This is a genomic window from Pseudomonas sp. AC083, assembly GCF_979253165.1.
On sequence record NZ_CEEDDH010000003.1, the window covers coordinates 477,653 to 491,242 of the forward strand.

13 protein-coding genes are annotated in these 13,590 nt (G+C 61.9%); 6 read left to right on the forward strand and 7 right to left on the reverse strand.

From position 1 onward, the window contains the following. Nucleotides 1-11: 11 nt before the first annotated feature. Both AC0IXA_RS08405 and dinG read right to left on the reverse strand, forming a co-directional pair. Nucleotides 12-2,480, reverse strand: a complete 2,469-nt coding sequence (locus AC0IXA_RS08405; RefSeq protein WP_471812580.1) for a beta-galactosidase — start codon at nucleotides 2,478-2,480, stop codon at nucleotides 12-14. 95 nt (nucleotides 2,481-2,575) lie between these two features. Continuing rightward, nucleotides 2,576-4,720 carry an ATP-dependent DNA helicase DinG gene (gene dinG / locus AC0IXA_RS08410; RefSeq protein WP_024011911.1) on the reverse strand — a complete coding sequence of 715 codons (2,145 nt, stop codon included), beginning with the start codon at nucleotides 4,718-4,720 and terminating at the stop codon, nucleotides 2,576-2,578. Nucleotides 4,721-4,819: 99 nt separating this feature from the next. Between dinG and AC0IXA_RS08415 the strand changes: the two genes are divergently transcribed. After that, nucleotides 4,820-5,284 (forward strand): CopD family protein, encoded by a 465-nt coding sequence (locus AC0IXA_RS08415; RefSeq protein ID WP_471812582.1) that lies wholly within the window; start codon nucleotides 4,820-4,822, stop codon nucleotides 5,282-5,284. Between the two features lie 200 nt (nucleotides 5,285-5,484). On the opposite strand, the gene AC0IXA_RS08420 is transcribed toward AC0IXA_RS08415, so the two are convergent. The 4 genes from AC0IXA_RS08420 to AC0IXA_RS08435 all read right to left on the reverse strand — a co-directional run bounded on the left by AC0IXA_RS08420 (nucleotide 5,485) and on the right by AC0IXA_RS08435 (nucleotide 8,186). Continuing rightward, nucleotides 5,485-6,243 carry a collagen-like triple helix repeat-containing protein gene (locus AC0IXA_RS08420; RefSeq protein WP_133335095.1) on the reverse strand — a complete coding sequence of 253 codons (759 nt, stop codon included), beginning with the start codon at nucleotides 6,241-6,243 and terminating at the stop codon, nucleotides 5,485-5,487. Further along, entirely contained in the window at nucleotides 6,236-6,517 is a 282-nt protein-coding gene (locus AC0IXA_RS08425; protein ID WP_471812584.1) for a DUF1145 domain-containing protein, read from the reverse strand. Before AC0IXA_RS08425 ends, AC0IXA_RS08420 begins: the two co-directional genes overlap by 8 nt. Nucleotides 6,518-6,677: 160 nt before the next feature. Continuing rightward, the gene (locus AC0IXA_RS08430; protein ID WP_024011909.1) at nucleotides 6,678-7,400 is read right to left on the reverse strand and encodes a PA1041 family peptidoglycan-binding anchor lipoprotein; all 723 of its coding nucleotides are present in this window, start codon (nucleotides 7,398-7,400) and stop codon (nucleotides 6,678-6,680) included. 90 nt (nucleotides 7,401-7,490) lie between these two features. Beyond that, on the reverse strand, nucleotides 7,491-8,186 hold the full coding sequence (locus AC0IXA_RS08435; protein WP_024011908.1) for a PA1041 family peptidoglycan-binding anchor lipoprotein: 696 nt from the start codon (nucleotides 8,184-8,186) through the stop codon (nucleotides 7,491-7,493). 199 nt (nucleotides 8,187-8,385) lie between these two features. Here AC0IXA_RS08435 and AC0IXA_RS08440 point away from each other — a divergent pair, with 199 nt between their 5' ends. From AC0IXA_RS08440 to AC0IXA_RS08455, 4 genes are all read left to right on the forward strand, one after another. Then, nucleotides 8,386-8,883 (forward strand): DUF6231 family protein, encoded by a 498-nt coding sequence (locus AC0IXA_RS08440; protein WP_039762620.1) that lies wholly within the window; start codon nucleotides 8,386-8,388, stop codon nucleotides 8,881-8,883. 4 nt (nucleotides 8,884-8,887) lie between these two features. Beyond that, nucleotides 8,888-9,364, forward strand: coding sequence for a YchJ family protein (locus AC0IXA_RS08445; RefSeq protein WP_016770618.1), 477 nt, complete (start codon nucleotides 8,888-8,890; stop codon nucleotides 9,362-9,364). Between the two features lie 116 nt (nucleotides 9,365-9,480). Further along, entirely contained in the window at nucleotides 9,481-9,966 is a 486-nt protein-coding gene (locus tag AC0IXA_RS08450; protein WP_471812587.1) for an LEA/WHy family protein, read from the forward strand. Between the two features lie 5 nt (nucleotides 9,967-9,971). Then, on the forward strand, nucleotides 9,972-10,175 hold the full coding sequence (locus AC0IXA_RS08455; RefSeq protein ID WP_003198420.1) for an SEC-C metal-binding domain-containing protein: 204 nt from the start codon (nucleotides 9,972-9,974) through the stop codon (nucleotides 10,173-10,175). A gap of 201 nt (nucleotides 10,176-10,376) precedes the next feature. Here the strand turns inward: AC0IXA_RS08455 and AC0IXA_RS08460 are convergent, their stop codons facing one another. Continuing rightward, entirely contained in the window at nucleotides 10,377-10,934 is a 558-nt protein-coding gene (locus AC0IXA_RS08460; protein WP_471812589.1) for a cysteine hydrolase family protein, read from the reverse strand. Between the two features lie 201 nt (nucleotides 10,935-11,135). Between AC0IXA_RS08460 and AC0IXA_RS08465 the strand changes: the two genes are divergently transcribed. Next, the gene (locus AC0IXA_RS08465) at nucleotides 11,136-13,586 is read left to right on the forward strand and encodes a penicillin acylase family protein (protein ID WP_471812591.1); all 2,451 of its coding nucleotides are present in this window, start codon (nucleotides 11,136-11,138) and stop codon (nucleotides 13,584-13,586) included. The last annotated feature ends 4 nt before the right edge of the window (nucleotides 13,587-13,590 follow it).

A 13,590-nucleotide genomic window follows, 5' to 3' on the forward strand; every position in this document is an offset into this window, starting at 1 on the left:
CGGTCGGAAACCTAGTGACCATTCCCCGAATGCCCACCCGCCTGTGCAGCCTCCGCAGCTTTGCCAGCCTCGGCCTTGCGCCCGCCTTCAACTTCCGCCGCCGGAGTTTTCTGCGCCTCCTTGCCCAGTTGCTCAAGCGCCTGCAGATTACTTTTGCGCACCGCCTCGACAAATCCCTGATACGGCAGATCGGTCACACCGACCAGACCGAAATGGCCATTCTCGCCGTCGAGCAAACGCCCGGTCACCGGTTGGTCGAGATACTGGAACCAGTGCACGCCGACAATCGACGGTTCGCTCAGCGCCTGTTTGAGGAAGTTGGCATAGGCCGGGCCGCGATCTTCCTCCTTGGCCAGCTGCGTCACGCCGCCCCAGAACGGCCCTCGGTCGGCCGAGCCGAAGTTGAATTCGGTGATCAGCACCGGTTTGTCCAGCGCCGTCAGCGCGGCGAAGTCGTAGCCGTCCTGCGGCTTGAGCGTGTACATGTTGAAGCTCAACACATCGCAGTACTGCGCGCAGGACGCCACGGCTTCAGGCGTACTGGTGGCGAAACGACCGCCAAGGAGCATCTGGTTCGGCGCGTGCCATTTCAGCGAATCGGAAATGGTCTTGAAATAGGTATCGGCGAAGACCTTCTGGAAGTATTTGAAATCCGCTTCGATCTCCGGATGCTCCGGGTTCGGCAGTGGCGGCACGAAGCCTGGATCTTCCATCAACTCCCACGCCGGTAGCTCGATACCCCAGGCCTTGGACAGTCCGGCCTGATTGCGATACTTGTCGCGCAATTGCTTGAGAAAGGCGCGTTTGGCCGGCACGTCGGTGGTCATTTTCAACGTGCCGTAGGCCAGCGCGTAGCGAGCCTTTGGATCGTCGCCAGGGCCAGCCCAGGCCAGTTCGTTGTCGGCGTAATAACCGATCAGCCAGGGGTCGTCACGGTGATCGCGGGCGGCAATGGCCACGGCGCGCTCGGTGGCCATGGCGAAACGCGGATCGAACGGATCCGGCATGCCGCCCCACCAATCGCTGCCGGTGCTGATGCTGGTGTAATCGCCGACGATCGACAGCGGCAAGGTGTACGGCACGCGCTCAGCATCCGCCAGCGACGGCGCGCTCCAGTTGCCTACCGTGTTGAAGCCCCAGGCTTGCAGCCGATCGAGGGTATGGCGGGTCCAGCGTTCTTCATCAATTGTGGCTTTGCACGGGGCGGTTTCCTCGTTGGACGCTTGCACCGCATCGGTCTGCGCCGCTTCGGCAATACCGGATTTCGGCTCGGCAGGCACCGCTGCAGTCTCAGCAGCCTGCACCGAGCCGGCCTCAGCCGCGCCCGCCTTCGCCGCTTCGGCAATCCCGGCCTTGTTGTCGCTGTCCGCCTTGCACGGTTCGCCGTACAGGCGTTGCAGATTGGCGCCATAGAAGTCGTACCAGCGGCCGTTGCCGTAGCCACGGCCCTGATCGGCACCGTTGCCGCCACGGTTGTCGCCCTCGCCGAAATGCGCGGCCAGCGGGTCGTCGTTCTTCGGCAACGATTCGAACATGTACTCACGACCAGCCACGTAGGTCTGGTTGACCTGCGGGCTGACGGTGTTGACGCCCAGCGAATAGAACGGGTGGCCTTCAGGCGTCACCAGATACCAGCGGCCATCGCGTTTTTCCGTGCGGAAGAAGCCGCTGGCCTTGAACGCCGGGCCTTTGTTCCAGCCGCCGAACTTGTCCAGCGAAGCCTTTTCACGCTCGGCCAGCCACGTATTCAGCTGTTGCTGCTCTTTGCTGGCGGCGTTTTTCAGTTGCTCGTCGCTGCTGACTTTTTCCGGCCATTTACTACGGGTTGACTGCCCGTAAGCATCGACCAGATTGCCGTACACCGCGCGCGTCACCGACTCGCCGTCCTGCACGCCGAAACGCTCGAGCAACAGGCTCTGCGCAACTTTCGGCTGATCCAGCGACAGACTCACCGAGACCACTTGGCTGCGGTCGATCTCGCCGGTGCTACTGGCCAGCAGGATGCGTTGGCCATCGACGGTCATCGGCATCGGCGGCCCGGCTTTCATGCCCTGGCTCAGCGGCGTCGAAGCCACCAGCGGCACCAGCAAGGTCTGCGCGGGGCCGGCCGGCAGATCGACGCGGCTGACCAGAGTGCGACCATCGTTGCTCTGGATCTGCACATAGACTGTTACCGCCCAGTTCATCGCACTTTGCAGACGCAAAGTCATCATGCCGGACTGCGACCAGTCCCAGGCACCGGTCTGCGGGGTCAGGCGCAAGGTCGGTCGGGCGACCGGGTTGAACGTCACCCGGCGCAGCACTTCGCCTTCGGCGGTCTGTTCGGCATTGGCCTGGGGCAGGTCGGCGTTTTCCGTGGCGACCTTGACCACGTCGGCCGGGCGCACGAAGTTGAACAGCGTCTGCTGACCGGCGGGCGCGGCCAGCAACGGCGCGGCAAAGAACATGGCGAGAACAGCGGGCAACGAACGGCGGATCATAAGAACGGAGTTCTCCCTAACGACCAGTCAAGGCCAGTGAAAAAGCGGTGGCAGAGAGATAGATAACGCGGCGCGCCAATCGGCCCACCCGTGTCTCAGGATATTTCACGACGGAAAGGAGGCAACGCATTGAGGATCGCCTTGCCGTAGCGCTGGGTGACCAGACGCCGGTCGAGCAAGGTGATGGTGCCGCGGTCTTCTTCGGTGCGCAGCAGACGCCCGCAGGCTTGAACCAGTTTCAGCGAGGCATCGGGCACTGAGATTTCCATGAACGGATTGCCGCCACGCGCCTCGATCCACTCCGACAACGCAGCTTCGACCGGATCGTCGGGCACCGAGAATGGAATCTTGGCGATCACCACGTGCTCGCAGTAGGCACCCGGCAAATCGACACCCTCGGCAAAACTGGCCAGCCCGAACAGCACGCTGGAATCACCGCCATCGACTCGCGCCTTGTGCTTGTTGAGGGTTTCCTGTTTCGACAGGTTGCCCTGAATGAACACTTGCTTGCGCCAGTCGCGGTCGAGACCGTCGAACACGTCCTGCATTTGCTTGCGCGAGGAGAACAGCACCAGCGTGCCACGCGACCCTTCGACCAGATCGGGCAGTTCACGGATGATCGCCGCCGTATGGGCAGCGGCATCGCGCGGGTCGGCCTTCAGATCCGGCACGCGCAGCACGCCGGCATCGGCATGATGGAACGGGCTCGGCACCACCGCTGTGACAGCTTTTTTCGGCAGACCGGCGCGCATGCGGAAACGGTCGAAAGTGCCCAGCGCCGTCAGCGTCGCCGAGGTCACCAGGCAGCCGTACGCGACGTTCCACAAACTGCGACGCAAGGTTTCCGCCGCCAGAATCGGGCTGGCGTTGACCTCGATATCGAACAGCGAACCGCTTTCGGCCAGGGTCAGCCAGCGCGCCATCGGCGGGCTGTCTTCCGGGTCTTCGGCGGTGAACGCGGTCCACAATTCCCAGTTGCCGGAAGCGCGGGACAACAAGCTGCCGAACAACGGATACCATTCTTCGGCCTGATTGCTGGCGATGCCGATATTGACCTCACCGTCCATGCCTTCCTTGAGCAGGTCGGTCAGGCGCTGGAACAGGTCGTTAAGGCGCGAATAGCCTTTTTTCAGCTCGATGCCCATCTCGCGCATGTCCTCGGGAATCACCCCGCCGACAAAGCGATGTCGCGGACGTTCGCGGCCTTCGACGTCTTCGCCGGGTTTGAAATCGGCGATCTGCTCGCAGGCGGTGAACATGAACTGCTGCTGGGTCTTGATCTCCCGTGCCAGCTCGGGCACCTGCTCGATCAGCTTGCCGAGATCGCCCGGCAGCGGATGCTGGGCCAGCAGCTTGGTGAGGTTCTTGGCGGTGGTTTCCAGCCAGTCGGCGGTGGAGCGCAGGCGCGTGTAGTGAGCGAAGTGGCCGATGGCCTTGTCCGGCAGGTGGTGACCTTCGTCGAACACGTAAATTGTGTCGCGCGGGTCGGGCAGCACGGCGCCGCCGCCCAGTGCCAGGTCAGCCAGGACCATGTCGTGGTTGGTGACGATCACGTCAACCTTGCCCATGCCTTCGCGGGCCTTGTAGAAGGCGCACTGGCCGAAGTTCGGGCAATGACGGTTGGTGCACTGACTGTGATCGGTGGTCAGACGCGCCCAGTCGGCGTCTTCCAGCGCGTTCGGCCAGCTGTCGCGGTCGCCGTCCCACTTATTGCCGGCGAGCTTTTCGATCATGCTGGTGAACAGCTTCTGACTGGCCTCGTCGACTTCGATCTTGAAGCCTTCTTCTTCGAACAACTGCGCGGTGGCGGTTTGTGCGTGGCCTTCCTGCAGCAGCATGTCGAGTTTGGACAGGCACATGTAGCGGCCACGGCCCTTGGCCAGGGCGAAGCTGAAATTCAGCCCGCTGTTGCGCATCAGGTCAGGCAGATCCTTGTAGACGATCTGCTCTTGCAGGGCGACGGTCGCGGTGGCAATCACCAGACGCTTGCCGGCCAGTTTCGCCGTAGGGATCGCCGCCAGGCTGTAGGCCACCGTCTTGCCGGTACCGGTGCCGGCTTCCACCGCGACAATCGCGGGGTCGCCACTGCGCCGGCCTTCGTCATCGGTGTCGATATCCCCGAGGACCTTGGCGATTTCGGCGATCATCAGGCGCTGGCCGTAACGCGGCTTGAGGCTCTTGGCCTCTAGAAAACGCGAATAGGCGCCCTGGATCGTGGTTTTGAGTTCAGTGCTGATCATTGAGTGTCGGGCGCTGGAAACGCTGGATAAATTTTCAGTAGTTTGGTTCGGCGGCTATCATACCTGCCTAATCGATCCTGCGCAGAACGGAGTGCCCGAATGACACCTTTTAGCCTCGTTTACCCCCTGCATGTCCTTGCCGCTCTGGTGTGGGTTGGCGGCATGTTTTTCGCCTGGATGGTCTTGCGCCCTGCGGCTGTGAAGGCTCTGGACGGCCCAGCTCGCCTGACCCTGTGGGTGGAAGTGTTTCAAGGTTTTTTCCGTTGGGTCTGGGTCGCAGTGATCCTGTTTCCGATCAGCGGCGTGGGCATGCTGCATCTGCAGCAGGTCGGATTTGAAACCGCGCCGAAGTACGTGCAGGTGATGATCGGCTTGTACGTGGTGATGACGGCACTGTTCATCCGCATTCAGGGGTTGATGTTGCCAGAGTTGCGCAAGGCGGTTGAGGCGAAGGATTGGCCGGCGGGTGCGGCGGTGCTGGGGCGGATTCGCCGGGTGGTGGGGCTCAATCTGCTTGTCGGGTTGGTGCTGGTGGCCGTGGCTGCGGCTCGGCCGATGCTCTGAATCGCACTATTTTTCTGCTGTGAACACAGTTGTGGCGAGGGGATTTATCCCCGCTGGGCTGCGTAGCAGTCCCGCTTTTGATTTTTAGAGCGGGGCCGCTTCGCGACCCAGCGGGGATAAATCCCCTCGCCACATAATTTCACTCACCAAAGATCTTCACTCACCAAAGCATTTTATTGATCAGAGAGTGGGTCACAGTTTTAGAGCCGTTGCACGGTAACCGAACCCGCTGCCCCCTCCGGCCCAGGCTGGCCATCCGCGCCGGCCTTGCCGTTCTTGCCGCCATCTGCGCGGTACACCAGGCAGCCCTTGGACTTGCCACCCTTGCCCGCCTTGCCGCCGACACCCGCCGGGCCGCCGGCACCGCCAGCCACGTTGACTTTGATCAGCTCGACCGGGAAATCCCGTGGTACGGCGAGGCGCACCAGCGCACCCGGCGCACCTGGCTGGCCATCGCTGCCGTCACTGCCATCGGCGCCGTGGCCGGCCGAGCCATAGGTGCAGCCCGGATCTTCACCGTTGCCGCCGTCGAGGCCGACGAAACCCGGCGCGCCCCTGCCGCCACGGGCATCGACCGTCAGTTGCGGCGCGCTCAGGGCCTGGAATTGCAGATTTAGATTGCGCCCGGCCCGGGCCGCTTTTTCATAAGTGCCGGGGGCGCCGCGCGCGGTGATCTGGCTGCCCTCGCTCAACTCAGCGCGCTTGACCTTCACTTCCAGCGCTTGTTCAGCCGGAACGATAGCAATACGTGCTTCGTGGCCCAGGCGCAGTTCATCAATGTTCAATTCAGTCACGTTGGACGGGATCAGCAAGGTGCCGTAATCGGCGACTTCCAGCTTCTCCAGCTGCAGTGTGCTGGTGGTGTTGGGCAAACGCATCAGCGAATTGCTTTGCACGTTGACCACCTGGGCGCAGGCCAGTGGACTGATGAATGCAGCGAGCAGGCAGAGTTTACGCATGGGAAGAAGCCTCCGGAGCGGCCGGGGCCGGGATGGTTTGCAGGTGAAAAACGCCGAACAACAGGATGCGGCCACGGTCACGCCAGGGATGCGGACGCCCCTTGAGACTGCGATTGCACAGCAGCGCTTCGAGTAGATGAATCAGCAACAACAGAGCGCCGGCCAGATTGACCAGCAGATGCAGCGGATGAACAAACGGCACCAGTTGATTGGCCAGTACCACGCAGCAGAACAGCAGGGTCAGCAAACGCCCCAGCCCCCAGAACACCTTCATACGCTCCCCCGTGTTGCGAATTATTCTTTGCACGCACAGTACCGGCTTCTGCGGGCGATAAGCCAGAGGGAAAAATGAATTTTGTGCAAACGCTGATGAAATGGCTGCCGGGACGACGATCCCGACCCGGCAGCTCTAGCCTGCGTACTACAGAGGTTTCCTATCGATTGATGTGCAACTCGACCCGGCGATTTTCCGCGCGGCCTTCATCAGTAGCGTTATCGGCGACCGGCTCACTCTCGCCTCGGCCTTCGCTGGTGAGTTTGTTCGGCGCCAGGCCCTGACTCAGCAGATACGCCGCGACACTGCTGGCGCGGCGTTCCGACAATGCCTGGTTATAGGCGTCGGAGCCTTTGCTGTCGGTGTGCCCGATGACTTTGATACTGACCACATCGGCATTGCGCAGCTTGTCCATCAAGGTGTCGAGCTGGGCTTTTGCCGCCGGGGTCAGATCGGACTTGTCAAAATCGAACAGCACGTTACCGGCATCGCTCAAGGTGATCACTTCGGTTTGCGGCGCCGGTTCGACCGGTTTGACTGCGACCGGATATTGCGGCAGCGGGCAGCCACGGTGATCGACTTCGGTGTTTTCCGGTGTGTCCGGGCAGCGGTCGCGGCGGTCGAACACGCCGTCGCTGTCTTCGTCGCCATCCTGGGCGTAGCAGATCAGCCCGCCGGTGACGATCCCCAGTGCCGCGCCGCCACCGGCCCAGCCGGCGCTTTCGATGGCGCCAAGACCGCCGCCGACCAGGCCGCCAAGCAGGCTGCAGATCGGCCACGTACGTTGATTGAGGGGGGCGGTGCCATCGCTGTGAGTGGCACAACCGGTGAGCAAGCTGCCAAGCAGCAGCACCGGCAAGACGGACCTTGAGAAAACACGCATTTGTGAACGCTCCTGTGTACCGGCCCATACCGGTTACTCAGGAGTAAAGACCCGCATCCGCGACTGCACAAGCCGCGGATGCGAGAGGGGCTAGCGGACGATTTTGATTTCGGTGCGACGATTCTGCGCACGACCATCAGCCGACTTGTTGTCAGCCACAGGCTGGCTTTCACCAAGGCCCGACACCGAAACGAAGCTGGCACGCGGTACACCCTGCTGGATCAGGTATTCCACCACCGAGTGCGCACGACGATCCGACAGTTTCTTGTTGTAGGCATCGCTGCCGACACTGTCGGTGTGACCGGTCACGGTCAGTTGCGCGGTAGAGGATTCCTGCTTCAGGCGATCGGCGACCTTGTCCAGCACTTGCTTGTCAGGGCCGGTCAGCGTGGCTTTGTCGAACTCGAAATGCACATCACGAATGACGATGGTTTCTTCCTTGACCACAACCGCTTCTTCGACCACTGGCGCAGGCGTCGGTGGCGGGCAACCGTCAGCATCGACCTGCACGCCTTTAGGTGTGCCCGGGCACTTGTCACGACTGTCCGGCACGCCATCGCCGTCTTCATCGCCATCACCATGCACCCAGCAGTAAGCCGCTGCCGTACCGCCGACCAGCAGCGCACCGTAGCCAGCCCACGATGCGCTTTCCGTCGCGCCGAGACCGGCACCGACCACACCGCCGACCGCCGCACAGGTCGGCCAGTCGGTTTTCTGCAAACCTGCACAACCAGTCAACACACTGGTTAGCAGAACCAAGGGTAATGCTGTCCGAACTATGCTCATCTAGTTTTCTCCTGAGGGATCGGCTTAAAACCGATTCAGGGAGTAAAGACCGGAGTTTTAATCTCCGCCAGCAATAGGCCACCGCTGTTTGCGACCGTGTTCACAGGGGTTTGCCTCTTTTGACGAAAACCGCCGCCACCGGGCGCTTTGCCGACGCGGTCTGGCAGGCTAGTCTTGGCGGTCTGACTGAGGAGCTTCGATGAACGCCGCCATTTCTTCGCGCACGCCACAACAGGCGTTGGCCGCTTTGCTGGATCGCTACGCCCCGGCCCGTCTGCTGCTGATCGGCGCCAGCGAGTTTCCCGCCTTGAGCGCTTTCAAGGACGCGCATCCCGACACAGTGGTCGCCCATGCCGCACCCGGCGCACTGCCGGCTGAGCTGGCCGCGCAACGCTTCGATCTGGCGCTGGTAGTCGATTGCCTGGAACATTTGCCCAAGCGCGACGGCCTGAATCTGTTGGGCGGCATTCGCAATCTCAACGCCAGTCGCATCGCGGTGCTGGCGGATCTGGCGGCCAGTGGCTGGCAGGAAACCGATTTCTATTCGCTGGCCCTGCAGGCCAGCGAGCGTTTCCAGCGCGACGAGCAGGTGCTGACCCTGTTCACCTACGATCTGCTTGACTACAAACAAGTCCCCGACTGGCTCAATTCACGCTTCTGGGCCAATCCGGAAAACTTCGGGAAATACTGGTGGTAATGCAATGAGTACAGCCATTTGCCCATGCGGCAGCGGCAATCTGCTGGACGCCTGCTGCGGCCCTTATCACGACGGCCACCCGGCACCGTGTGCCGAAGCCTTGATGCGTTCGCGCTACAGCGCTTATGTGCTGGGGCTGATCGACTATCTGGTAGCGACTACCCTGCCCGCGCAACAGGCGGGGCTGAACCGACAATCGATCAGCGACTGGAGTGCGCAAAGCACCTGGCTCGGCCTTGAGGTTGAAAGCTCGGAAGTCTTTGGCGGTCAGCCGGAACACGCCTTTGTCACCTTCACCGCGCGCTGGCATGACAGCCAGGGCGAGCACAGCCATCGCGAGCGCTCATCCTTTGTCCAGAACGGCGGGCGCTGGTACTTCATCGATCCGACGGTGCAGATGAAGCTGGGGCGCAATGACGGCTGCCCGTGTGGCAGCGGCCAGAAGTTCAAGAAGTGTTGTTCGGGTTATTTCGGCGCTTGAGCTGAAGATCAAAAGATCGTCCGATCGCGGCCCGAGCCTTCGGCCGCTCTTACACGGGATTAGCCGAAGGCTGAAATCTTTTAAGGTCTAGACTGGGCACAAAGGGAGTCAATTTCATGCTCGGTCGTCGGCGCACATTACATTTTCTGCTGTTGATGCTGATCGTAAACCTCGGCGGCTGTGCCTCGTGGTTCAGCGACGAAAGCGTCGAGCCCGCCGTGCATCTGGTGAAAGTCGAGGTGGTGCGGGCCAAACTGCTCGAGCAAAAATTCATCCTGCACTTTCGCGTCGACAATCCCAACGACAGCGACCTGACCGTGCGCGGCCTCGAATACCGGATTCACCTGGCCGACATGCTGCTCACCGAAGGCGAGCATGAGCACTGGTTTACTGTCGGGCCCAAGCGCAGCGCTTACTTCAAAGTGCCGATCCGCACCAACCTGTGGCCGAAGGTCAAACAGGTGGTGAAACTGCTGAAAAATCCGCACCAGCAGATTCCCTATCGATTGCAGGGGGAAATGGAAACCGGTTTATTCATCGCCCACTACGTGCACCTTGAGCGCAATGGCGTGATAATCCCCGCCGATCTAACTCCGGAGTGACCTCGATGACCCAGCAACCCCATGTCCATGGCCCTGACTGCAACCACGATCATGACCACCATCACGATCACGACCATGGCCATGTCCACGGCCCGAACTGCGGCCACGCCCACCAGGAACCGGTGCGCAACGCCCTGAAAGATGTCGGCCGCAACGACCCTTGCCCATGCGGCAACGGCAAGAAATTCAAGAAGTGCCACGGCGCTTGATGTCACTGGCGAAGGTCTTCTTCGCCTGACACACCGCTTTCGCGAGCAGGCTCGCTCCCACAGTTGATCTGCACTCAACACATTTTTGTGAACCTGCGCAGCCCCTGTGGGAGCTGGCTTGCCAGCGATAGGGCGGCACATCCCTGCATTGATGTCGCCTGATTCACCGCAATCGCTGGCAAGCCAGCTCCCACAGGTCTATCAGTTGGCTGTCAGAATCAGGGCAGAGCTGACCACCGTCGCATACTCCCCATGCAGATTGCCCAGCGACATCCCGTGCACCTCTTCAGCGGTACGCGGTGTGCCGAAATAATCGGCCTTGTCGAAGGTAAAGCACGCATCCTCCGCCACCCACGTGTCGAACCCCAGGTTGCCCGCAGTGCGCGCCGTTGATTCAACCGAGTTATTGGTCGCGACACCGACGATGATCAATTGCCCGATCCCAGCCTCACGCAACTGAGCCTCCAACCCACTGGCGCAAAACGCATCCGGCACCTGTTTCTGAATCAGCCATTCACCCTCCTGCGGCGCAAAGCGCGGTTGAAACTCCACTCCGTCCTGCCCGGGCCAGAACACCGAATCAGGCGAGCGCGACAAGTGCTGCACGTGAACCACCGGGCGCCCGCACCGCCGCCACAGCGCCAATAACTCAAGCATTCGCTCTTCGGCCCGAGGATTATTCCGCCGCCCCAGACGCGGATGCAGAATGCCTTTCTGCTGGTCGATGATGATCAGCGCAGCGTTGCTTTGAAGCTCCATAGCGATCTTTCTCCTGACAGGGCTCGGGACTTGTTCCGTAGTTCAACATCAGCGCTTTCCCACAAGCAACCGCCACAACCCTGACCGATCAGCCGACAACTGCATAAATAACCACTCGCCCCGCTTGCGCGGCCCTCGCGCCGTCACTAACGTAGCGGCTTTATTGCGCCCCCAGCCTTATACCCCCGCAGGAGCTTCGCCATGGCCTCGCCAGCCCTTACACATTTCCTTCCCCGGTTCGGCGTCGCCGCAGCGGTGGCCGGTGTCCTCGGCCTGTCCGGTTGCCAGACCTGGAACGCCCAGGACAGCCTGCCACCGACCTCCGGCGTGCAACCGCTCAAGGGCCTGGCGCAGAACGTTTCGGTGCGGCGCAATGCGATGGGTATGCCGCTGATCGAAAGCAACAGCTTCCATGACGCGCTGTTCAGTCTCGGTTACGTCCACGCCAGCGACCGTATCAACCAGATGGTCACCCTGCGCCTGTTGGCCCAGGGCCGGTTGGCGGAAATGTCCGGCGCGTCGATGCTCGATGCCGACCGCTACATGCGCGCGGTCAATCTGAAGAAGAGCGCCGGCGAGCTGTACAAGGCCTCGTCGCCGCGGCTCAAGCGCTTCTTCGAGGTGTATGCACGGGGCGTCAACGCCTACCTGTTCCGCTACGCCGACAAGTTGCCGGGCGACCTCGCCGCCAGCGGTTACAAGCCCGAATACTGGAAACCGGAAGATTCGGCGCTGATTTTTGCCCTGCTGAATTTCAGCCAGTCGGCCAACCTGCCGGAGGAAATCCAGTCGCTGGTGCTCGCGCAAACCGTGACCACTGACAAACTCGCCTGGCTGAGCCCGTCGGCGCCTGATGAAAACCTGCCAGTGGCTGAAGCCGACAAGCTGCAAGGCCTCAAGCTCAACGGGCAGATTCCGGGGCTGACGGAACTGAGCAGCGCCAGCCAGCAACTGTCGGCGCTGAACCTGCTCGCCACGCCGACTGCGAACAATTGGGCGATCGCCCCGCAACGCAGCCGCAGCGGCAAGAGCCTGCTGGCCAGCGATGCGCACGGGCCGTTGGCCGCGCCGTCGCTGTGGAGTTTCGTGCAGATCCGTGCGCCGAAATATCAGGCCGCCGGCGTCACGGTTGCCGGTCTGCCGATGGTGCTCGGCGGCTTCAACGGCAAAGTGGCGTGGAGCATGACCAGCGTGCTCGGCGATAACCAGGATCTGTTCCTCGAGAAAATCCGCCGTCAGGGCAGCAGCCTCACTTACGAAGTCAACGGCAAATGGCAGCCGCTGGGCGTGCGCAACGAGACCTACTTCGTCAAAGGCCAGCGGCCGATTCGCGAAGCCGTGTACGAAACCCGCCACGGCGCGCTGCTCAACAGTGCCCAGGCAGCGGTGCAGGGCAGCGGTTTCGGCCTCGCCCTGCAGACGCCAAGCTTCACCGACGACAAAACCCTGGATGCCTTCTTCGACCTGACCCGCGCGCAGAACGTCGAGCGCGCCTCGGACGCCAGCCGCGAAATCCGCGCCATTACCCTCAATCTGGTCTTTGCCGATGCGAGCAATATCGGCTGGCAAGTCACCGGGCGCTTCCCCAACCGTCGCGAAGGCGAAGGCCTCCTGCCCTCGCCGGGCTGGGACGGTCGCTACGACTGGGACGGTTACGCCGACCCGATGCTGCACCCCTACGATCAGGACCCGGCACAAGGCTGGCTCGGCACCGCCAACCAGCGCGTCATCCCCGACGGCTACGGCATGCAGTTGTCGAAATCCTGGGCGGCACCGGAGCGCGGCGAACGCTTGGCGGAAATGGCTGGCAGCGGCAAGCACGACAGCCGCAGCGTGATCGCCATGCAGTACGACCAGACCACCACCTTCGCCGCCAAGCTGAAAAAAGTCTTGGAAGCGCCGGGCATGAAACAACCGCTGAAACAGGCGATCGACGCCCTGCCGGAAGCCGAGCGCAGCAAGGCCCGCGAAGCCTTCACCCGTTTGATGGCGTTCGACGGCAAGCTCAGCCCGACCTCGGCGGATGCGGCGATCTACGAACTGTTTCTGCAGGAAAGCATGAAGCAGATCTTCCTCGATGAACTGGGTCCTGAGTCGAGCCCGGCGTGGAAGGCCTTTGTCGCCAATGGCGATCTGTCCTACGCGGCGCAGGCCGATCATCTCTTGGGGCGTGAGGACAGTCCGTTCTGGGATGACCTGCGCACGCCGCAGAAGGAAGACAAATCCGTGATTCTCGCCCGCAGTCTCGCTGCAGCGATTACAGCGGGCGACAGCCAGTTGGGCGGCGATCATCGCGCCTGGCAGTGGGGCAAACTGCACAGCTATGCGTGGAAAAACAGCAACGGTCAGACTGTACGCGGGCCGCTGGCGGCTGGAGGCGATCACACCACGCTGAACAGCTCGGCATTTGCCTGGGGCCAGGACTTCGTCACCACGCGCGCGCCGTCGATGCGTTTTATCGTCGACTTCGGCCAGAGCGAGCCACTGATGGCGCAGAACGGTACGGGGCAGTCGGGCAATCCACTGAGTCCGAACTACCTGAACGGGATCGATGCGTGGCTGAAAGGTCAGTACATCGGCCTGCCGATGCAGCCGCAAAACTTTGATCGGGTGTATGGCAAGACCCGTTTGACCCTGACGCCCGGGAAATAGAGCA